Origin of the sequence: Vannielia litorea, from assembly GCF_019801175.1 — a bacterium.
GTDB classification, from domain to species: Bacteria; Pseudomonadota; Alphaproteobacteria; order Rhodobacterales; family Rhodobacteraceae; genus Vannielia; species Vannielia litorea_B.
The window spans coordinates 2,381,883-2,402,035 of sequence record NZ_JAHVJR010000001.1 but is presented as its reverse complement, the minus strand read 5'-3'; the positions used below and the strand labels follow the sequence as shown (position 1 = coordinate 2,402,035).

15 protein-coding genes are annotated in these 20,153 nt (G+C 65.1%); 7 read left to right on the top strand and 8 right to left on the bottom strand.

Annotated elements, in window-relative coordinates; genetic code table 11:
- Nucleotides 1–21 precede the first annotated feature (21 nt).
- A complete protein-coding gene (locus tag KUV38_RS11785; protein ID WP_222470232.1) occupies nucleotides 22–1,668 on the bottom strand; it encodes a sulfatase-like hydrolase/transferase in 1,647 nt (548 codons plus the stop codon).
- Complete coding sequence (locus KUV38_RS11780; protein WP_222470231.1) at nucleotides 1,665–2,174, bottom strand: MarR family winged helix-turn-helix transcriptional regulator; 510 nt, start codon at nucleotides 2,172–2,174, stop codon at nucleotides 1,665–1,667. Before KUV38_RS11780 ends, KUV38_RS11785 begins: the two co-directional genes overlap by 4 nt.
- Nucleotides 2,175–2,310: 136 nt before the next feature.
- Here KUV38_RS11780 and KUV38_RS11775 point away from each other — a divergent pair, with 136 nt between their 5' ends.
- The 3 genes from KUV38_RS11775 (at nucleotide 2,311) to KUV38_RS11765 (ending at nucleotide 8,344) form a co-directional block, all read left to right on the top strand.
- Complete coding sequence (locus tag KUV38_RS11775; protein WP_222470230.1) at nucleotides 2,311–3,366, top strand: TAXI family TRAP transporter solute-binding subunit; 1,056 nt, start codon at nucleotides 2,311–2,313, stop codon at nucleotides 3,364–3,366.
- A gap of 80 nt (nucleotides 3,367–3,446) precedes the next feature.
- The gene (locus KUV38_RS11770; RefSeq protein WP_222470229.1) at nucleotides 3,447–5,747 is read left to right on the top strand and encodes a TRAP transporter permease; all 2,301 of its coding nucleotides are present in this window, start codon (nucleotides 3,447–3,449) and stop codon (nucleotides 5,745–5,747) included.
- Between the two features lie 122 nt (nucleotides 5,748–5,869).
- Nucleotides 5,870–8,344 (top strand): cation:proton antiporter, encoded by a 2,475-nt coding sequence (locus tag KUV38_RS11765; RefSeq protein WP_222470228.1) that lies wholly within the window; start codon nucleotides 5,870–5,872, stop codon nucleotides 8,342–8,344.
- A gap of 161 nt (nucleotides 8,345–8,505) precedes the next feature.
- On the opposite strand, the gene KUV38_RS11760 is transcribed toward KUV38_RS11765, so the two are convergent.
- From KUV38_RS11760 to KUV38_RS11745, 4 genes are all read right to left on the bottom strand, one after another.
- Nucleotides 8,506–10,275 (bottom strand): PQQ-dependent methanol/ethanol family dehydrogenase, encoded by a 1,770-nt coding sequence (locus KUV38_RS11760; RefSeq protein ID WP_222470227.1) that lies wholly within the window; start codon nucleotides 10,273–10,275, stop codon nucleotides 8,506–8,508.
- Between the two features lie 201 nt (nucleotides 10,276–10,476).
- On the bottom strand, nucleotides 10,477–11,010 hold the full coding sequence (locus KUV38_RS11755; protein ID WP_222470226.1) for a tetratricopeptide repeat protein: 534 nt from the start codon (nucleotides 11,008–11,010) through the stop codon (nucleotides 10,477–10,479).
- Nucleotides 11,011–11,051: 41 nt separating this feature from the next.
- Nucleotides 11,052–12,005 (bottom strand): YVTN family beta-propeller repeat protein, encoded by a 954-nt coding sequence (locus KUV38_RS11750; protein ID WP_222470225.1) that lies wholly within the window; start codon nucleotides 12,003–12,005, stop codon nucleotides 11,052–11,054.
- Between the two features lie 3 nt (nucleotides 12,006–12,008).
- Nucleotides 12,009–13,181: an ABC transporter substrate-binding protein gene (locus KUV38_RS11745; RefSeq protein ID WP_222470224.1), complete on the bottom strand. Its 1,173-nt coding sequence runs from the start codon at nucleotides 13,179–13,181 to the stop codon at nucleotides 12,009–12,011.
- Nucleotides 13,182–13,328: 147 nt separating this feature from the next.
- On the opposite strand from KUV38_RS11745, the gene pedF reads away from it, so the two are divergent.
- Nucleotides 13,329–14,021 carry a cytochrome c-550 PedF gene (gene pedF, locus KUV38_RS11740; protein ID WP_222470223.1) on the top strand — a complete coding sequence of 231 codons (693 nt, stop codon included), beginning with the start codon at nucleotides 13,329–13,331 and terminating at the stop codon, nucleotides 14,019–14,021.
- A 5-nt stretch (nucleotides 14,022–14,026) separates the two neighbouring features.
- Nucleotides 14,027–14,935, top strand: coding sequence for a substrate-binding periplasmic protein (locus KUV38_RS11735; protein WP_222471054.1), 909 nt, complete (start codon nucleotides 14,027–14,029; stop codon nucleotides 14,933–14,935).
- A 76-nt stretch (nucleotides 14,936–15,011) separates the two neighbouring features.
- Here the strand turns inward: KUV38_RS11735 and KUV38_RS11730 are convergent, their stop codons facing one another.
- Both KUV38_RS11730 and KUV38_RS11725 read right to left on the bottom strand, forming a co-directional pair.
- Nucleotides 15,012–15,884 (bottom strand): FAD:protein FMN transferase, encoded by an 873-nt coding sequence (locus KUV38_RS11730; protein ID WP_222470222.1) that lies wholly within the window; start codon nucleotides 15,882–15,884, stop codon nucleotides 15,012–15,014.
- Nucleotides 15,881–17,992, bottom strand: a complete 2,112-nt coding sequence (locus tag KUV38_RS11725; protein WP_222470221.1) for a 4Fe-4S binding protein — start codon at nucleotides 17,990–17,992, stop codon at nucleotides 15,881–15,883. The genes KUV38_RS11730 and KUV38_RS11725 overlap by 4 nt, the downstream gene beginning before the upstream one ends.
- 346 nt (nucleotides 17,993–18,338) lie before the next feature.
- Between KUV38_RS11725 and KUV38_RS11720 the strand changes: the two genes are divergently transcribed.
- Together KUV38_RS11720 and KUV38_RS11715 are read left to right on the top strand one after the other, a co-directional pair.
- Nucleotides 18,339–19,616, top strand: a complete 1,278-nt coding sequence (locus tag KUV38_RS11720) for a tyrosine-type recombinase/integrase (protein ID WP_222470220.1) — start codon at nucleotides 18,339–18,341, stop codon at nucleotides 19,614–19,616.
- A gap of 264 nt (nucleotides 19,617–19,880) precedes the next feature.
- The gene (locus tag KUV38_RS11715; RefSeq protein WP_222470219.1) at nucleotides 19,881–20,087 is read left to right on the top strand and encodes a helix-turn-helix transcriptional regulator; all 207 of its coding nucleotides are present in this window, start codon (nucleotides 19,881–19,883) and stop codon (nucleotides 20,085–20,087) included.
- Nucleotides 20,088–20,153 lie beyond the last annotated feature (66 nt).

Genomic DNA, 20,153 nt, shown 5'->3' with positions numbered 1-20,153 from the left:
CGGACCAACGATGGGGTAAGCCTAAGGCCGGCCGATGGGCTGGAGGTCGCTGAAGGCCTTGCCGGTGGCTTGCTCGTATTCCGCCTCGTCCCAGAAGCCGATCAGGATGCCGGTTTCGGCGGCTTTCTTCTGACGGGCAAGCACCTCGGGGGTGGCGGTGATGCGGGTGTGGTGGCGGGTGGCCCAATCGAGCAGGGCGGCTTCCATCCGGGTGCGGACGGCGGCGTGCTCTGCGGCCTCGGACGCGCCGAGATCGGTGAGCTCCTGCGGGTCGGTCTCGAGATCGAAGAGCACGGGGCGGAAGCCCTCGCAGCGGATGTACTTCCACCGGCCATCGAAGATCATGGTGGTGTGGGCGTGTTCCTGCGGCTGGTCGAGGGTGCGGGCCATGTCGGACCAGTGGTAATCATGCTCCGAGATCGCGTAGCGGCGAGAGAAGCCCTCGGTGCCGTGGAGCAAGGGGGTGAGGTCGCGGCCCTCGATCACATGTGGCTTTGGCTTGCAGCCGAGCGCGTTCATGAAGGTGGGGGCGAGATCGATCATCTCGATCAGTTCATCAGAGACGATGCCGCGCGACGCCTCGGCCTCGGGGCGAGGGTCGGCGATGATAAGCGGCACCTTCACTGCCATCTCGTGGTAGAAATCCTTGTCGCCCATCCAGTGGTCGCCCATGTAATCGCCGTGATCGGAGGTGACGGCGATGATGGTGTTCTCGCTCAGGCCGGTCTCATCCATCCATGCAAAGAGCCGCCCGAGGTTGTCGTCGAGCTGCTTGATGAGGCCCATGTAGGCGGGGATCACCGTTTCGCGGACGTGATCGCGCGAGAAGCTCTTGCAGACCCGCGCCGCGTGGTAGGCGGCGACCAGCGGGTGGTCGGTGGCCTTTTCTGCCTCCGAGCGCACCGGTGGGACGATGTGACTCTCGTCATACATGTCGTGGTAGGGCGCGGGCACGATGTAGGGCCAATGCGGCTTGATGTAGCTGAGGTGGCACATCCACGGGCGTCCATCGGCCTCTGCCTCTTGCATGAAGGCAATCGCGCGGTCGGTCATATAGGCGGTTTCGGAATGCTCCTCGGGCACGTTGGCGGCGAGGCGGGAGTTCTTAAGCAACCACGCCGAGAGCAACTCGCCATCTTCGTCGAGGCCGGAGTTGGCGAAGTCTTCCCAAGGGTTCTCGGAGGAGTAGCCGTGTGCGACAAGGTAGTCGTCATAGGCGGACCAGTTCTGGCGCGGGCTGTCGGGGTGCAGCCCGTCATCTCGCTCGAAGGGCTCGAAGCCGCATTCTCCCCGGCGTACGCCGATCTCGCTCTTCGGGTCGATCCCGAGCCATGCCATGCCCTCGGCGTCGGCGGTCATATGGGTCTTGCCGACCAGAACCGCCCGCGCCCCGGCCTCGCGCAGGTGGTCGCCCAGTGTCGGCTCTCCGATGCGGAGCGGCATGCCGTTCCATGTGGAGCCGTGCGAGCGCACATAGCGCCCGGTGTAGGCCGACATCCGCGAGGGTCCGCAGACCGGGGATTGCACATAGGCATTTGTGAAGCGCACGCCGCGCGCCGCCAGCGCGTCGATATGAGGGGTGTGCAGGTGCGGGTGGCCGTAGCAGCTGAGGTAATCGAACCGGAGCTGGTCGGCCATGATCCAGAGGACGTTGGGGCGTTTGGTCATTGATGCGTCTCTCTCTCCAGCAGCTGGTCCGCCGGGGTATGCAGGAAATCTTCGAGCTTGGTCAGCAGGGTGATGAAGGCGCGGATCTCGTCTTCGGTCATGCTTTCGCGCAGCGCGGCGCGGCGGCGGGCCATGACGGGGGCGGCGACCTCATAGGCGGCGCGGCCCTTGCCCGTGACCTCGACCACGGTTTGCCGCTTGTCGGCCTCGTCGCGGGTCATGGTGACGAAACCCTTGTCGCGCATGTCGGGGAGGGCGCGGCTGAGCAGGGAGTGATCGGCGCGCTGGATCGCGGCAAGATCGCGGATCGTCATCGGCCCGGCCTCGCACAGATCCCAGAGCGTGCGCCACTCGACGATCGAGATGCCGCCACCGCGTTGCAAGAACTGCTGCCCCTGCTTGCGCGAGGCAGCATAGACGGCGGGCAGGCGCGAGAAGACGTTGAGCTCTTCATGCGCACGCCGCTCCCTGATCGCCTCAGGGGACAATTTTCCTCTGTCAGCCATGGTCTCCTCCATCGCCCAGATAGAAGCCGAAAAAATAATACGTGACAAGTCATATAATTTTTGTCACCGTGAGTGCATGCCCCGATCTGCGGGGCGCCCGCCTTTGGAGGAAGGCGAAGAACATGGGAGGACAGACATGATTCGGACGACGATTCTCGGCGGCATGCTGGCGCTGGCGCCGCTGGCCGCATCCGCACAGGCCACGCTCACGGCAGAAACCACCACCCCCGGCTCGACGCCGCATTACATCGACTCGACGCTCGCCGCCGTGCTCGACAGCGCCGGTGTGGCGACGATGCAGATCACCGAAGGGGCCACGCTCACCAACTCGGTGCAGGCCGTGGCCGAAGGGCGGCTCGACATGGCGCCCGCGCCGCTGATCCTGCCCTTCCTGCTGTCGCGCGGGATTGGCCCTTACAGCGGGGTCGGCCCGGAGAAGGGGGCAGAACTGGCCTCGAACATCCGGGTGATCTTCTTCAACGCAGGCTCGGCGCAGTTGCTGGGCTACTACAACAGCAACCCGATCGAAGACATTCGCGATATGTCGGGCAAGCGCATCTGGAACGGCCCGCCGCGCGGCGCGGCGCTCACCTCCGGGCGGGCGATGATACAGTTGCTTTCGGGCGCGAAGGACGGCGAGGACTATGAGGGCGTGCAGACGCCGTGGCCCGATACCGTCTCGACTATCACCGGCGGGTCGGTGGATGCATGGACCATCCCCGAAGGCCTGCCCTCTGGCCGCGAGATCTCACTGGCAGCCGCTGGCGGTATCACCATCCACGATGTGCCCTCCGACCTGCTCGCCAGCGAATTGGGCCAGCAGATCATGGCCGCGCCGGGCCATGCGCCCTATTCGGTGCCGATCGAGGATTTCCGCAAGGCCTATGAGGGCAATGACATCACCGTCGTGGTGGATGATGACAGCTTCGACAGCTTCGCCACCGCCTTCGGCCAGATCGTGCCCGCCACGCTGGACGAGCAACTCGTCTATGACATCACCAAGGCCTATCTCGAAGGCAAGGACCGGTTCATCAACGGCTCGCCGCGCGGACCCTTTGCGATGATGAGCTTCGGCGATATCGACGGTGTCAGCCAAGGTGCTTGCGGGGCCGTGCAGATCAAGATGCACCCCGGCGCGATCCGCGCGTTCGAGGATGCCGGGCACAGCATCGCCGATTGCCTGCGCCCCTGACCCCTTGCGCGTGACCCGCGCAGGACGTGGCCGCAGCGCGCGGCCACGTCAGACCTTCTGAACCCCGAGGGCTCCGAGAGATGACCGAGACGAACGACACATGGCCTCTGGGCCAAAGGATCGCGCTTACCCTCGCGTTCATCCTCGTGGTGGTGGGGATGATCAACACGATGCCCGAGATCGCCGGGCTTCAGGACTTTGCGCGGGAGGTGACGGGGCGGCCGTTTTTCCGGGTGTCGGGCTTTCCGCCCGAGTATTTTTATCCGCCAGTGTTCTTTGTGATGATGCTGATCGTCGCGCTCAACTCCAGCGTCTTCCGGGCGATGAAACGCGATGGCGCGCCGCGCCCGTGGCTGGGGCTGATGCTGGATGCCGGGCTGATCATCGCCGCTTTTCTCGGGGCGCTGGGCTTTCTGGTGGAGATCGACTCGGTCTGCCTGATCGACCAGATCACCGGTGAGCGGGCGCGGCTCATTCAGGAGGCGGCTGAACGGTCCGCCGGGGTTATTCCGGGCATGTCGTTCGAGGCCGAGGTGCCGGCCTGTCAGGCGCGGTTCGGGATCTGGATCATCCCGCTGCTCTTCACCATCATCACCCTGTTCTTCCTCTATAACGTGCGGGTCTGGGGGATGCCGCTGGTGATCGTGGCGAGCGTGGTGGTGGCCTATACGGTGGGCACCGCGCTGATCTGGATCTTCGATCTGTCAGACAACAACTTCCTCCTTACCAAGCTGGGGGCCGATGGCGGCGATGTGCGCGCGGCGGCGATCCAGAAGGCGACGAATGTGTTCATCACGCCCGATGGGTTCATGGGTCGGTTCATGGATATCGTCGTGAACCAGGTCTTTCCTTACGTGATCCTTGGTGCGCTCTTCGGCAGCAGCGCGGGCGGCACATCGCTGATCAAGCTGGCGGTGCGGCTCACCCGGCGGCTGCGCGGCGGGCCGGCGCATGCGGCGATTGTATCATCGGCGATGTTCGGCACCATCACCGGCGGGCCGGTGACCAATGTGCTCTCCACCGGGCGGCTGACGATCCCGATGATGCGGCGCAACGGCTTCTCGCCGCAGTTCGCGGGTGGGGTCGAGGCGGCGGCCTCCTCGGGCGGGCAGATCATGCCGCCGGTGATGGGGGTTGCGGCCTTCGTGCTCGTGGCGCTGACGGCAGTGCCCTACACAAAGGTCATCACCGCGGCCTTCCTGCCGGCGATGGCCTTCTTCTTCTCGATCTTCCTCGCCGTGATGTTCCAGGCCCGGCGCGAAAAGGTGGAGGCGATGCGCGACATCCCCGACGACCTCGTGATGGAGCGGCACGACTGGACCAACCTGATCATCATCTTCCTGCCGATCCTGACGATCCTCTTTCTGCTGCTCGGCAACAAGGACAGCTTCAGCGAGGGTATTCTCGCCAGCATCCTGCCGCGCCCGGTGTTGCAGACCATCGTGAATGCAACAGGTGATGCGGTATCTGCCGGGTGGTGGGCGGTGGCGGTGCTGATCCCTCTGCTCTTTCTTGACCGCGATACCCGGCGCAAACCGAGCCGCGTGCTGACCGCGCTGGGGGAGGGGGGCATCTTGCTTTCGGGGCTGTTCCTACTGCTCTTCGCGGTGTCGATCATCTCGGCCTTCCTCAACGAGAGCGGCCTGACCGGCGAGTTGACGCGCGCGGTGACCTCTTGGCTAGAACGGGCGCAGGTGATCCGGCTCTTCGGGCTGGAGATCGAGATCGTCGGCGGGGTCTACCTTATGCTGGCGCTGTTCTGCGCCATGCTCTGCGCAATCCTGCTCGGCATGGGCATGCCCACCGTGCCCGCCTATGTGAACGTCGCGCTGCTGCTCGGCCCGCTGCTGGCCAACCTCGGCGTCAGCTTCTTCACCGCGCATATGTTCGTCTTCTATTTCGCGGTGGCCTCGGCGATCACGCCGCCGGTGGCGATTGCCGCCTTTGCTGCCGCCTCGATCACCAAGACAGAGCCGATGCGCACGGGCATCGCGGCAGTGCGGGTCGGGATCGTGATGTTCACCATCCCCTTCGTCTTCGCGTGGTATCCCGAGTTGCTGCTGATCGAGGAGGCGGTGACCGTCACCGACCCGAACGGCCAGAAAGCGCTGATCGAGGGCTACACCGGCGTGGTCGACTGGGGCGCGATGAGCCTGCTGGGTCTCCGGCTGGTGTTGGCGCTCTACCTGATCGCCTCCGCGCTGGCCCGCTATGACCGGGGCGCTCTGGCGCGCTGGGAAGTCGCGCTGCGCCTTCTGGTGGCGGTGCTGGTGATGTGGAAGACTTTGCCCGTGATGCTGACGGGCGTGGCGCTGGCGGCGCTGCTGCTGGGCTTCCATGCCGTGCAGGCGCGCCGGGGCGAGGCGCGGGCGCTGACCTGAGAGACACCGCGTGCGGCACCCGGCTCGCCGGGCGGCGCCGCGCTCGCGACAAGTTGCACTGATCGGGTAAAAAGCGCCCCGCATCCCCGTGCGTTCGCCTCCATCTCTGCTAAGGGAGGAGCATGAACCTTGTCCTGATCATCACGATCATCGCCGCGCTCTTCGTGGTCATCGGCGCCGCCGAGCCGCTGGCGGCGCGGCTGCGGCTGCCGTTCAGCGTGATCCTCGCTGTGCTGGGCGTGATGATCGGCGCGGGGGCAATCTTCTTTCTACGCACGGAGCTGACAGATGCGTTGAACCCGGTGGCCGAGGCGATCCTCGCGCTGCCGATCCGGTCGAACATCTTCATCTACGTTTTCCTGCCGACGCTGCTGTTTCAGGCCACGCTGGGCATGAACCTGCGGCGCATGGTGGACGATTGGGTGCCGATCCTCGTGCTGGCCGTGGTGGCGGTGGTCGTCGCCACGCTGAGCGTGGGGTTCGCCCTGTCGTGGGCCAGCTCATTACCGCTCGCGGCTTGCTTGCTGATCGGCGCCATCGTCTCCACCACCGACCCGTCTGCCGTGGTCTCGATCTTCCGCTCGATCTCGGCGCCGCGACGGCTGGCGCGGATCATCGAGGGTGAGAGCCTGCTGAACGACGCCGCTGCCATCGCGCTCTTCGGGTTGTTCATGGGCTTCGTGATGCTGGGCATCCCTGACCCGGAACTGGGCGACGCACTGGCGCAATTTCCCAAATTGATCCTCGGCGGGGCCTTCGTGGGCTGGCTGATGGCGCGCATCGCGGTCTGGGTCATGGCGCTCTTCAGCCGGCATGAACTGGCGCAGATCACCCTTTCGGTCGCGCTACCCTACCTTGCCTACATCGTCGCCGAGCAGAGCATCGGTGCCTCGGGCGTAATCGCCACGGTGGTCGCCGGGATGACGCTGAACCTCACCGCGCCGGGGCGGTTGCCACCGCAGGCCTGGGCCAACATGCGCGAGCTCTGGGGCGTGCTGGCGCATTGGTCGGGCGCGCTGATCTTTATTCTCGCCGCCCTGCTGATCCCGCGCCTCTTGGAGGAGGTGCGGCTGGAAGATGTGCTGCTGGTGGGCGTGGTCATTGTGGCGGCAGTGGCGGCGCGCGCGGCAATCCTTTTTGGGCTTTTGCCACTGCTCACCCGGCTTCGGGTTTCGCCCGCGGTGGACCGGCCCTACCGGGTTGCGATCCTCTGGGGCGGGCTGCGCGGAGCGGTGACGCTGGCGCTGGCGCTGGCGGTGACCGAGAGCTTCCGGGTGCCTGATGGCATCCAGCGGCTGGTTGGCATTCTGGCGACCGGTTTCACGCTCTTCACCCTCATCGTGCAGGGCTCCTCGCTGCGCTGGGTGATCTCGCGGCTGGGGCTCGACCGGCTCACCCCGCTGGACGAGGCGCTCTCACGGCAGGTGGTTGCCGTGGCGTTGCAGACCGTGCGGGAGGATGTGGCCAAAACCACCGAGAACTACGAGCTGAACCGCGACATCGTGCGCGGTGAGGCCAAGCGGTTTGGCGAGCGGCTGGATGCGGCGGTGAAGGCGGCGGAAGACAGCGTGGATATTCTGGACCGCGACCGCGTGGCGCTGGGGCTGATCGCGCTGGCCGGGCACGAACGAGACACCATTCTGCACCGTGTGCGCGAGCGGACGATCTCGGCACGGATGGCCGAACAGGTGCTCTCGAACGCCGACCGGCTGATCGAAGGCGCACGCACGCAGGGCCGCAGCGGATACCAGCGTGCGGCGCGGCGGGCGGTTGCCTACGGACCGGCCTTCCGCGCGGCGGTGTTTCTGCATGGCCGCCTGTCGATGCCATGGCCACTTTCGCAACTGACGGCAGACCGCTTCGAGTTGCTGCTTTCGCAACGGCTCGTGCTGCGCGATCTGGGCGGGTTCATCGACCGGCGGGTGCGCCGCATTCATGGCCGCCGGGTGGCTGAGTTGCTCAACGAGCTTCTGGCGCGGCGGATCGAAGGGGTCGAGACCGCTCTGGAGGGGCTGCAATTGCAGTATCCCGGTTATGCCGAAGAGATGGAGCAACGGTTCATCCGCCGCACGGCACTGCGGCTGGAGGAGCGCGAATATGCCGTCATGCGCGAGGACGGGCTGATCGGGGCCGAGGTGTATACTGCGCTGGTGCAGCAACTCGCCGGGCGCCGCGCCGCCGCAGAGCGCCGCCCCTCGCTCGATATCGCCGCCCGCCGCTCCACTCTGGTGCGCCAGTTTCCGCTCTTCGCGGACCTCGACGATGCGGCGCTCAAACGGCTCGGGCGGGCACTACGAACGCGCTACGTAAACGCTGGCGAGGTGATCGTGCGCAAGGACAGCGCGGCGCGCAGCGTGTTCTTCATCGCTTCGGGTGCGGTGGAGGTCGAGACGGCGGGCCAGAGCTCGCGCCTCGGGCGTGGTGAGATGTTCGGCCATATGGCCCTGATGGCCGAGCGGCGGTTGCGTACAGAGGTGCGGGCCATCGCGCCGACCACGCTGCTGGTGCTGAGCGAAGACAGGTTCGAGGGGCTGATGAACCGCAGTTCCGCCATCCGCGAAGCCGTGCGGGAGAGCAGCGAACAGCAGAGCGCGTGAGCTGTGCTCCTCCTTGGGCTTCGTCTCAAGAGCAGTGAGCCGTGGGCGGGGTATCTCCCCGCCTGAAACCGCACAGGCGTTTACACAAAGAAGGCGGGTCGCCCAAATGAAAACACCCGCCACTGGGAGGCGGGTGTTTCCGATCTGGCCTGGTGGTTGGCTTAGTTCGCCGAGGCCAGTTCCTTGGGCAGGCGGAAGGTCCAGAGGAGGCCGCCTTGGTTGAGGTAGTTCACCTTCTTGGCAACCTCACCGCCCCAGAGCGGCACGGCGCCGCCCCAGCCGGAGATGACCGAGACATACTGCTCGCCATCGGTCTCCCAGGTGATCGGCTGGCCGACGATGCCGGAGCCGGTTTGGAACGACCAAAGCTCTTCGCCGGTCTCGTCGTCAAAGGCGATGAAGCGGCCCTCGGGGGTGCCGGTGAACACGAGGCCACCTGCGGTGGTCATCACGCCGCCCCAGAGAGGCGCGTCGTTCTTGAACTCCCACTTGATCTCGCCGGTGTCGGGGTCAATCGCCTTGAGGGAGCCGATGTGGTCCTCGTAGTTCGGCTTGATGGTGAAGCCGGAGCCGAGGTAGGCCGCGCCCTTCTTGTAGGTGATCGGCTCGTTCCAGATATCCATGCCCCACTCGTTGGAGGGCACGTAGAAGTTGCCGGTCTTCTGGGAGAAGGCCATTGGCATCCAGTTCTTGCCGCCGAGGAAGGACGGGGAGGAGAAGACGACCTCGCCCTTGGCTCCATCCGCCGCCTCCGCAGGATTGCCCGGGCGGTTGGCCTCGTTGAAGATCGGGCGACCGTTCTCGTCGATGCCTTCGGCCCAGGTGATGTCCTTCACGAAGGGCGTGGCAGAAACAAAGGCGCCGTCTTCACGGTTCAGCACGTAGAAGAAGCCGTTGCGGTCCGCTGTCGCATAGCGTTTGTTGCCCTCGCGGTCGGTGTAGGCCACCACCTCGTTCACGCCGTCATAATCCCAGCCCTCGCGCGGCGTGGTCTGGAAGTGCCACTTGATCTCTCCGTTCGACGGGTCGATGGCAATGCGGCTGGCGGCATAGAGGTTGTCGCCCGAACCGTCATTGTTCTGGCCCGCGTCGCGCAGCCAGGAGTTCCACGGGGCCGGGTTGCCCGCGCCGAAGATCAGCGTGTCGGTCTCGATGTCATACGAGCCGCCAAGCCAAGTTGCGCCGCCGCCGGTCTTCCACATGTCGCCGGGCCAGCTCGCATTCAGCTCGCCGGTCATGGTGCTCTCTTCACCGTTCAGCGTGCCCATGTGGCCCTCGATGGTGGGGCGGGTCCAGATCAGGTCGCCGTTCTCGGCGTCATAGGCGTAGACGGTGCCGACGATGCCGAACTCGCCGCCGGAGTTGCCGACGATGACCTTGCCGTCGACGATCAGCGGGGCGGCGGTGTAGCTGTAGCCGGCCTTGTAGTCTTCAATCTTCTTGTTCCAGACCACGTCACCCGTCTTGAGGTTCAACGCCACGAGGCGCGCGTCGAGCGTGCCGAAATAGATGTTTTCGCCGTAGATCGCGCCGCCCCGGTTGATCACGTCGCAGCAGGGCAGGATGCCCTCGGGCAGGCGGGCGTCATACTGCCAGACCTCGGAGCCGGTCTTGAGGTCGATTGCGTAGAGCCGCGAGTAGGAGCCGGTGATATACATCATCCCGTCATGCACCAGCGGCTGGGTCTCTTGCCCACGCTGCTTTTCTCCGCCGAGCGAGAAGGCCCAGGCGGGTTGCAGGTTTTTCACGTTTTCCTTGTTCAGCGTCTCCAGCGGGGAGTAGCGCTGAAGGTGCCGCCCCATGCCGTTGGTGAGCACGTCGCCGGTGCTGGCCTGGTCATTGGCGAGGTCTTCTTCGGTCACCTGCGCGGTGGCGCTCCCTGCGCCAGCCAGCAGGCCGACGACGGCTGCCGTCATCAAAAACTTGTTCATGGATGTCCTCCCTGTCGCGATCTTCACGAGCCACCAGCCCGCCTCCTGCGGGTGGGTGCTGCGGCGAGTATTCTCCAACCGGGGGGCACCGGATATTGCACAATGGTCGTATTAAGGGTGAGATTTGTATAACTATTACAGCATATTAAACCGCATCGCGCAGGCTGCGCGGCAGGGTCTTGGCTGGTGCTGTGACGCGGCTCAGAAGAGCGGCGCGTTTTTCCATTCGTCGGCGTCGGGCGTGACGGTGCGCGGGTCGTAATCGCCCTGCTGCAACTGGCGTGCCACCTTGAGCCCGGCCTCGGCGGCCTCATCCACAAGCGCGCGGCCACGAGCCTCGTCGCGGGCAACGCCGTGACCCCGGATCAGGTCGAGCCCATAGTTGAACTGGCCCACCGGGTCGCCGGCCTCTGCGGCCTTCCTGTCCCACTCGGCGGCGGTATCGGGGTTTTCCGGTGCGCCAAGGCCATTGTTGTCGAGCTGGCTCATCCAGGTCATCGCGCCGGTATATCCGGCGGCGGCGCAATTCTCGAAGAGCTTGCGGGCAGAGGTATGATCCCCGGACTTGGTGAGGGCATAGCCCATCGAGCAGAGCACCATGCCGGTCTCGCCCTCGTCGGCGCGGTCGAGAAAACGCTGCCAGGTCATCTCATCGGGGTTCAGCGTGCCGTGCTCTTCATCGGCCAGAACAGGGCTGGCGGCGAGCAGGGCGGCGGCGAGCAATAGCTGTTTCATGGCGGCAGGATACCTTGGACACATTGCACGCGTCACTAGCGCTATGGTCGTAGAGCCGCGCCCCAGGGGTAGCGGCCCACCTTGATCGACTTGATCGGCTCGCGGGAGGCGACGTCGATCACCGTCACGTCGCCGGAAACGCCGTTGGTGGTGAAGAGCTGCGATTTGTCGGGCGAGAAGTCCATGTGCCAGACCCGGCGGCCGACGAGGATGTATTCTTCGACCTCATAGCTCTCCATGTTCACCACGGCCACGTGGTTGGCCGGGCCGAGGGCCACGAAGGCGTGGGTATCGCCCTCGGCAAACTCGAAGCCTACGGGTTGCACCTTGTCGGGGTGGACGCCCTTGATCTCGAAGTCGATCTTGGCCTTCTCCGCCTTGCTCTCAACGTCGAAGATGCTGACCGTGCCGCCGATCTCGGCGCTCACCCATAGCTCGGCGCCATCCTCAGTGAACTCGGCATGGCGAGGGCGGCTATCAACCAGCGTGTTGGCCACGATCTCGCGGGTCTCTGTATCGATCCAATGGGCCATGTTGGTGGTTTCGGAGGTGGTGATTGCAAGCGCCCCATCGGGCGAGACGGCCATGCCCTCGGGCTCGATGCCCACGTTGATCTGGGCTACGACCTTGCGGCTCTCCACGTCGACGACCGTGGTGATCGCGTCATCCTCGTTGGCGATGTAGAGGTGCTTGTTGTCGGGGTGCAGCACGAACTGCTCGGGGTCTTCGCCCGAAGGCAGATCATGCAGGATCTCGCCGGTTTCAGGGTCCATAACCTGCACCGAGTCGCTGTCGGAGGCGCAAATGTAGACCACCGAGTAATCGTGGCTGAAGGTGATCCCGCGGGGGCGCTCGCCGGTGGGGATGGTGCGGGTGACCTCGAGAGTTTCGATGTCGATGACGCTGATGGTGTCATCCTTCTCGTTTGTGACCCAGATCTCGGCGGCATTGGCCGCGAAGGGGAGCAGCGAGAGTGCGAGAGCGTGGCGCAACATGGGTTAACCTCCGAAAGCGGCGCAGGCGGACTCGGGGGCGTCGATCCCCAGCGTGTCCAACTCGTTGACTTGATGCAGGAAGCCCTCCAGCGGCGCGGTGGCCACGAGGGCGCGGGCATGGGCGAGGGCGATGGGCTGGCGCAGCTGGCCGTTCCACGGGCGGAACGACATGGGCCGCCCTTTGAAGCCTGCCAGCTCGAAGCTGTCGCCCAGCACATAGGCGCGAATCGCCGCCGGATCGGTCGTGCTGGTGCGGGTAACAGCCTCGCCCAGAGTGCGGATCGCGGCCCAGGCTGCGTAATCCTCGGGTGCCATCGGGCGGCCTGCAGCCTCGGTAAAGCGCGATTGCAGCTGTGCCGCGCCCCATTGCTCGATCACCGGCGCCCATGCGACTGGAACAAGCCCTTCGGAGCCGGTGACGGGGCGGGGGAGCCATGTGTTGAACTCGACGTAACGGCCAAAATCATGGGTTTCATCGGCGACCAGCAGCGCGTCATAGTCGCCCAGCTCTTGGGTGAAGAGCGGCACCTCGGCGGAGGCGTTGCGGCGCATGTCGGCATAGAAGGCCCAGCTCTTCTCGGCGCCGATCTCCAGCCCGAACTTGGTGGCGGAGGCCCGCAGCGCGGCGGCGAAGGCGGTATCCTCGGGGCGGGGGCCCTCGATCATGGCAATTTCGGCCCAGCGGCGCATGGCGAAGAACTGCATCAGCGCGTCGCTGCGCATGGATAGCGAGGCGGCGGTGTGCAGCAGGTTGGCGCGGCAGCCCTCGCTGCGCAGGGCATCGTCTTCTGCCGTGGCGTTGAACAGGAGCGCGGCTTGCGCCTCTGGCAGGTCGGCGATGGCGGTGAGTGCGTCAGCTGGTGCATCGATGACGAGGTAGGGCGAGGCGACCAGCGCCGCGCGGGCGGCGTCCAACGGGCTTTCACCCTCGGGCACCGAGACGGTCTCCAGCGCGTATGTCTGCCCGAGGAAACTGCCGGTGGTGGCGTTGTCGGCGAGCCCCAATTCAGCCCCTGCGCGGCCAAGGTCTTCGGGCCGGGCTTCGAGGTTGGAGAGCGTCGGGGGTTCGGGTGTTTCGACCCGCAGATAGGTGACCTTGACCGAGAGCGTATCCGCCTCGGTCGCGGTTGCAGCCGTGGCCCAGAGCCCGGCGACGAGAGCCAGAAATGCGCGCATGATGTCCTCCCGGCTTAAACGCTAGCGAGGTTGTGCAGCGCCCGATGTAGGACATTGGTCGCAAAATCCGGGCGTCTTGAACCAAAGTCCAATACCGCGGCGCGGCAGGCTGGGTCACAACCTCTGGCAGCGAACAGGGAGGAACACATGTCTGTCAGATCGAGCCTCGCCACGGCCCTTGCCGTCATCTTCACCGCCGGCACTGCGCTGGCCCACGGCGACGTGGCCCCGCAGCCGATGAACACCGATGCCCTGCCCGACGTGGGCGAGGAGTGGTTGATCGAAAACCCTTATCGCGCGGACAAGGTGGGCGAAGAGGCCTGGGCCAAGGCGGTCGAGATCGGCGCGTCGGGCTACAACCAGAACTGCGCCCGCTGCCACGGGCTCGAGGTGGTTTCGGGCGGGCTTGCGCCCGACCTGCGGTTCCTTGAGGCGGAAGAATACGGCGACGAGTGGTATGCCGAGCGTTACCGCGTGGGCTACACCCAGAACGGCACAACCAAGATGCCCGCCTTCGACGAGGTGCTGGGCCAGAAGGCGGGATGGGCGATCCGCACTTACATCGAGACCCGGCCCGACGACGAGGCGATGGCCGAGGTTGGCGATGAATTGAAGGGCATCCGCGACCAGCTCGCAGGTTGGGCAGAGGGCGGCGAAGGCGCCGACGGGGCGGCCGTGCAGGCGCGCCTTGCCGAGATCGCCGCCGGGATCGAAACGCTCTCCGGCGCGCCCGTGGCCGACAGCGTGGCCTACCGCGCGGCCAACATTCTCGCGGCCGACCCCGAGGCCTATGCCCAGGCGGCCGAGGTGCTGACCATCGGCCTTTCGGCCGCGCACTGACCATGATGCGACGGCCCGTCGCCCTCATCGCACTCCTTGCCGGGCTGGCCCTTGGCGTCGTTGCCACGCCAGCCCGCGCTCAGGACCCTTGCGCCGATTACGTCCCGCAGCCCAAGCCGCAGAATGCGGGCCGCGACATCGTGGGGCAGGATCTCGATACCATCATCGACCGCGGGTTCATGACCTTTGCGGTCTATGAGGACTATCCACCCTACAGCTGGAAGGAAGCGGGCAAGCCGCGCGGGGTCGACATCGAGATTGCCCGGCTCATCGCCGACGAGATCGGCGTGGAGGCACAGTTCAACTTTGTCGCCGCGGGTGAGAACCTCGAGGCCGATCTTCGCAACAACATCTGGAAGGGCGCGATCATCGGCGGGCAGATCGCCAACGTGATGATGCGGGTGCCCTACGACAGCGGGTTCAAGTGCCGGGTCGAGCAGGTGGTGTTCACCGGCCAATACGCGGGCGAAAGCGTGGCGATTGCCTACTCCGAAGAGTTCTACCCCGATAGCGCGCCTGTGCCGGCCTACTTTCGCTTCGATCTGGTGGGGGTGGAGAACGATTCGATCTCCGATTTCTACCTCACCAGCTTTGGTGGCGGGCAGATGGCGCCGAACGTGCGCCGCTACCCAACAACCGGCGCGGCCATGGCGGCGTTGGCGGCGGGCGAGGTGCCTGCCGTGATGGGGCCGCTGGCGGAGCTGGAATATGCCCGCGCCGAGGGCGTGGCGATTCATCAGCCGCCGCTGGCAGGCTTTGCCGTGAGCCGATGGACGCTCGGGGTCGGAGTGCATTTTGCCTACCGCCCGCTCTCCTATACCGTGGATGACGCGATCTTTGCGGGTCTGGAAGACGGCCGGATTGCCGCGATCTACGCCCAATACGGGCTGACCCATTCCCCGCCTGAACGGTAGGCGCTGAGTTCCCCAACCGGCCTCTCCCTGCCGGACGACTGCCCCCGCCTCTCCTCCCCGGCGGGGGCTTTTTTTGTCAGAGCGTCGTGAGGTTGCCTGCGGCGTCCACGAGGGTCACGCGGCGCAGGCCCGGCAGGCGGCGGATCATGCTGCGAATGTCATCGGCAGGAGCGAGGCAGAAGGCGGTTGAGGCCCCATCGGCCAGCGCGGCAGAGTTTGCCTCAACCGAGACCGTGGACCAGATCGGGTGGCCCCCCTTGGGGTGCAGAATATGGCCCGCAGCCCCAAGCTGCATGGCGCTTGGGCTTGAGGTGGCAATGGCGCCGTCGGTCAAGGTGCGGGTGCCGAGGTGGCCGTGGGCCGGGTCCGTGAGCCCGATCGTCCAGTGGCCGCCGTGGCCTGCATATTCACCGATGTTCACCAGCACCTCGCCAAAGCCGCGTTTGCGCAGGGCCTCGGCCACGAGGTCCGTGGCATAGCCCTGTGCGATGCCGTTGAAGGTGAGCGCCTGACCGGTCGCAAGCCGCACCCGGGCGCCGCTGCGCTGCACGCGGGTCCAGCCGATAGCGGCCCGGTCTGTTTCCCGCCCCTCGAAAAGTGACCGCCAGAGAGGTTGGACGGTAGGGTCGAAAAGGCCGTGGGTCGCCGCGTGGAGCTGATCTGTCAGCTCCATAAGCGCTGTGAATCGCGGCGATACGCTCAGGCTGCCCTCTCGGTTGAGGCGGGAGAGTTCGGAGGCCGGATCAGACAGGCTGAAGCTGGCCTCGACGGCTCTCAGCACCCGCTCGATCTCGGCAAAGGCGGCGCGGGTCGCCCTCGCCCCCCCATGCAGCACGATCTCCGCCTCGGCGCCCAAGGCGCGCCCACGCCAGCGCTGCGGTGCGGCCTGCGCGGCCAGCGGCAGGGCGGCAAAGCAGGCGGTGATAGAGAGGAACCTGCGCCGCTTCATTCTGCAGGAACTTCGCTGATGGGGCGTGCCCGTCGCCCGCCTCGGGATTTCAGCACAAGCGGCACGCATTGGGCCGGGTCGTCATGGATCGTCACGCAGTCGAGGCACTGAAAGCATTCGGAATACTGCACCGTGCCCGATTTCTCGATGGCCCCGTATTTGCAGCGCACCTTGCAAAGCTGACAGGGGCTGCCGCATTCGACGCGGCGCGGAATCCAATCCTGCACCCGCAGAGCGCCCGCCAGCGCGAAGAAGGCACCGAGCGGGCAGAGATAGCGGCAGAAGCCCTTGAAGAGCACCATCGAGAGCACGAGCAAGAAGACGGCGTAGGCCACGTAGGGCCAGGCGCGGATGAAGTAGGTGGTGATTGCGGTTTTGAACGGCTCGACTTCGGCGGCGGTGTCAATCGCGTGCGGGGCGAAAAAAACCAGTGCCACCAACCCGGCGAGCACCCCGTATTTGAGGTTCTTCAACGCGCGGTCGAGCCGGGCGGAGGGCTCGATCTGCGGCAGGCGCAGCAGCTTGCCGAGGTGGTGGGCGAATTCCTGCAACGCACCGAAGGGGCAGAGCCAGCCGCAAAACAACCCCCGGCCCCATGCGAAGAGGCCCAGCAGTGCCACCGCCCAGACCAACAGCGAGAAGGGGTCGTATAGGAGAAAGGTAAGGCTGCCGCCCTCCCACCCGGCGCGGATCACGCCCAGAACGGTCACGATGGAGAGCTGCCCTTGGCCCCACCAGCCGATGAAGCCGGTGACGAAGGCAAGGATGGCCAGCCGCAGCGGCGTGAACCAGCGCAGCCCGGCCATGCGGTTCATCCCGAAGGCCAGCGCCGCGATGAGCGCGGTGAGAAAGCCCGCCAGCACCACGAGGTCGCCCGCGCGGGCGTTCAGGGCTTCGCGCCACGGCGGCAGGGGCTGGGGCACCTCGGGTTTGATGAAGAACCGAGCGTCGGTGACGTGGGGCACATCGAGGGTGACAGAGCCGACCTCTGGCCGGAACACGCCATGCTCGCGCGTGGCTTTCACGTGCAGCTCCCACTCGCGGCTCGGGTCAAACCCAAGCCGCCGGTCGGTGCGCAGAATCATCATCGCGCCGTCATGCAGCGCATCAGGAAGGTCCGGGTTGAGGCCGACGAACAGGTCACTGTCGCGCAGGGCCACCGGCAGCCCGCCCTGGCTGGCGGAGAGCCAGTCGGGCGAGGTGTTGCGGACGAAGTCTTCAGAGACCAGCCCGTGGCGCGCGGTCTCTATCAAGAGGATCGGCTCGTCATTGCCGGAGATCTCGGTGAAGCGGGCGAGATCGGCCAGCGTGCTCTCATCCAGCAGCGCGCGGGCAATGGCGGGTGGGCCGATGTCGACCACCCAGAGGTCGAGATAGGGCGCATCGGGCGCGGCCTGCGCCTCGGGGTCGTCATTGGCCCAGAGCGTGCCGTCGAACGCGGCGTCGATCTCGCGGTTGAGCACCACGCGCCGGGTGGCAAGGCCCTGTGCCACCAGCTCCTCCCATGTGAGCGCCTCGTCATGCGCCGGGTCGGGGTAAGCGGGCGGGCCTGCGGAGATGCCCTGCATCATCTCGCGGGCCACCTGATTGACGGCGGCGAGGATGCTCTCATGGGCGATCCGTACGCTGGCCGTGGCCTTGGTCACCCCGTCGAGATAGACAAGCGCGCTGCCCTCATCCGCCGCGCCATAAGGCGTGCCGACGACGAGAATGTCTGAGATGGAATGGCCGCGGTATTGCTCGAAGAACTTGCGAAAGGGCGCTTCGCCAAGGCCGGAAACAAAGATCGGCTCATTGTGCGACAGCAGGCGCACGTCGAGGTAGCGGCCATCGAGATCGAGGGTGACCAGCACATTGATGACCGCGCCGGAGAAGCCGGGCAGGGGGGCCATCGGCCCGGTCTCGAACACATAGCCCGCCTGCGCGCCGCCGGAGTTCAGCAGGCTCCAAACGCCCTTGTCGTTCAGCGGCTCGCCAAGCGACATCGGCGGCACGATCAGCGGTGCAATCTCCTCGCGCCCAAGCGGCTCGGCCTGGGCGGAGACAAGCGAGACCAGCAGCGCAAACGCCGCCCCCACGAAAACGCGAAAGCCGGTAAGTCCTCCCATGCCGAAAATCTAGGCGGCAGGCCGGGCCGCAGGATATGCGACCTTGGTCTGACGGAGCCTAAGGCGCGGCCAAAACGGCAACGCCCGCACAAAGGCAACGGCCTGCGCGGCGGCTTGATCGAAACGGGGGGGAATGGTGGAGCCTAGGGCCACCAAACTAACTTCCACATCGATCTCTATGTTTCTGCGAAAATACATAAAAACAGCATGTTGCGATTGAATCGGGTGGTGTGACATTCTACGGGGCTCCATAAGTGCCTACTTGCTGCCCCTAAAAATTAGGGGCACATTAGGGGCAGGGCGCCCGTTTGCCGGGCGCGGTCTCTGGGTTTCGAAGGTATCAGACATGACCAACGCACTGCATCGGCTGACGGCACAGCAAGTAAAGAACGCGGCACCGGGAACAGGGCTTAGCGACGGCGGGGGGCTGTCCCTGCGGACCACAGATGGTGGGCATAAGCGGTGGGTTTTTCGCTACAAGATGAAAGGCCAAACTCAGCGCGAAATGGGTTTAGGAAGCTACCCAGGTACGACCCTGGCGCAGGCCCGAGAAAAGGCATCCGCGGCGCGAGAGCTAAAGGCCCAGGGCATCGACCCCATCGCGGATGGAGAGCGCCGCGCGTTAGAGGCCCGTGAGGAATCCAAGGCGGCGGCAGGGCGTGTATCCTTTGGAACTTATGCGGACGAGAAATTCCTGCCCTGGAAGACTCGCAACTTCACCAATGCAAAGCACATTTACCAATGGGAGAGGACCTTTCGACACCACGCCAGCCCGTTGCGAGACAAGCAGCTATCCGACATCACACGGGCGGAAGTACTAGATGTACTGCTGCCGATCTGGGACGAGCAGCACGAAACCGCCAAGCGTACGAGGGGGCGAATAGAGGCCTTGTTCGATCACGCCATTCAGACTGGCGCCTATGGGCGCGATAACCCGGCAAGGGCCGCGTTGTTCAGCGCAACCCTTTCCGCGCCGCGCAAGCTGACCAAAGGCCATCTTCCCGCAATGCCTTGGCGAGACGTGCCGGTGTTCGTAGAGAGATTGCGACACCGTCCTGCGCTCAGTGCGCTGGCGTTGGAGTTCCTTATCCTGACCGCGGCCCGGTCTGGAGAGGTCCGCGAGGCGACATGGAGCGAGATTGATTGGAGCCTAGGGCTCTGGACCGTCCCGGCAGGGCGGCAGAAAACGCGCCGTGACACCAAGCGTCGCGACCACGTCGTGCCCCTTACGAAGCGGACGATATCGATCCTCAAGGAGGTGCAACCTCTCCGCGATAGTGCCGTGCCGGGATGTGACTTCATCTTCCCCGGCTCAGGGGGACGCCCTCTTAGTGATATGGCATTTCGGGCGCTGATGAACCGCATGGATGTCACTGGCTGCGTGCCTCATGGTTTCCGAAGCAGCTTTCGAGATTGGGCTGGGTCAGCGACGGAGTTTCCCCGAGAGCTTGCCGAGGAAGCCTTGGCCCATGCTTTAGGCGATGTTGAGAGCGCCTACCGCCGAGAACAATCGGTTGAGCGACGTCGGAAGATGATGGAGGCATGGGAAGCATTCCTGGACGGGGCTGCCCACGTACGGGGGGCGTCCAACATTGTTCTGATTCGTCCGATGCCCGCGAGTTAGCTCTTCGGCTGAGGCATTTTTGACACACCAGTTTGACAGGTCCGTCAGAACCTCTGACGGGGCTGTCAAACAAAACGAGGGTCATTGCTTCCGACCGTAGATTCTTTGCCGTAACTAAGCACATGATCTCTGTAAGAAAAACTCGATATCTGAGGGGCTGCGCCAGATAAGCTCCTGATTTTCCCTTATCTTTGCATTGTTCTCTATGACGTTCTCTCCGAGTCTTGCGTCAGCACTCAAGGCCCAACACAGGAGATTGCGGACATGGTTTACGGAGCATCGGATCGACTTCTGACTCGGCGAGATGTCAGCAGCATGGTCGGTTTCGCCCAATCGACGATCTACAAGAAAATGGCAGCAGGGGAGTTCCCTAGGCCCATCAAGGTCAAGTCGGCCGCTCGATGGAGCGAGCGCGATGTCGCGGCTTGGATTGAAGAGCAAAAGGCTCTGAGTGAGCAGGCAGCGGCGTAGTCAACCCGCCGAAAACAGAAGAAGGCCAACCTTCGGCAAAAGGCTGACCTTCTGAACTACAACCCT

Bases quoted from the DNA above. Each gene is read 5' to 3' on its own strand.
- KUV38_RS11785 (WP_222470232.1), bottom strand. From the start codon at position 1,668: ATGACCAAACGCCCCAACGTCCTCTGGATCATGGCCGACCAGCTCCGG.
- KUV38_RS11780 (WP_222470231.1), bottom strand. From the start codon at position 2,174: ATGGCTGACAGAGGAAAATTGTCCCCTGAGGCGATCAGGGAGCGGCGT.
- KUV38_RS11775 (WP_222470230.1), top strand. From the start codon at position 2,311: ATGATTCGGACGACGATTCTCGGCGGCATGCTGGCGCTGGCGCCGCTG.
- KUV38_RS11770 (WP_222470229.1), top strand. From the start codon at position 3,447: ATGACCGAGACGAACGACACATGGCCTCTGGGCCAAAGGATCGCGCTT.
- KUV38_RS11765 (WP_222470228.1), top strand. From the start codon at position 5,870: ATGAACCTTGTCCTGATCATCACGATCATCGCCGCGCTCTTCGTGGTC.
- KUV38_RS11760 (WP_222470227.1), bottom strand. From the start codon at position 10,275: ATGAACAAGTTTTTGATGACGGCAGCCGTCGTCGGCCTGCTGGCTGGC.
- KUV38_RS11755 (WP_222470226.1), bottom strand. From the start codon at position 11,010: ATGAAACAGCTATTGCTCGCCGCCGCCCTGCTCGCCGCCAGCCCTGTT.
- KUV38_RS11750 (WP_222470225.1), bottom strand. From the start codon at position 12,005: ATGTTGCGCCACGCTCTCGCACTCTCGCTGCTCCCCTTCGCGGCCAAT.
- KUV38_RS11745 (WP_222470224.1), bottom strand. From the start codon at position 13,181: ATGCGCGCATTTCTGGCTCTCGTCGCCGGGCTCTGGGCCACGGCTGCA.
- pedF (WP_222470223.1), top strand. From the start codon at position 13,329: ATGTCTGTCAGATCGAGCCTCGCCACGGCCCTTGCCGTCATCTTCACC.
- KUV38_RS11735 (WP_222471054.1), top strand. From the start codon at position 14,027: ATGCGACGGCCCGTCGCCCTCATCGCACTCCTTGCCGGGCTGGCCCTT.
- KUV38_RS11730 (WP_222470222.1), bottom strand. From the start codon at position 15,884: ATGAAGCGGCGCAGGTTCCTCTCTATCACCGCCTGCTTTGCCGCCCTG.
- KUV38_RS11725 (WP_222470221.1), bottom strand. From the start codon at position 17,992: ATGGGAGGACTTACCGGCTTTCGCGTTTTCGTGGGGGCGGCGTTTGCG.
- KUV38_RS11720 (WP_222470220.1), top strand. From the start codon at position 18,339: ATGACCAACGCACTGCATCGGCTGACGGCACAGCAAGTAAAGAACGCG.
- KUV38_RS11715 (WP_222470219.1), top strand. From the start codon at position 19,881: ATGGTTTACGGAGCATCGGATCGACTTCTGACTCGGCGAGATGTCAGC.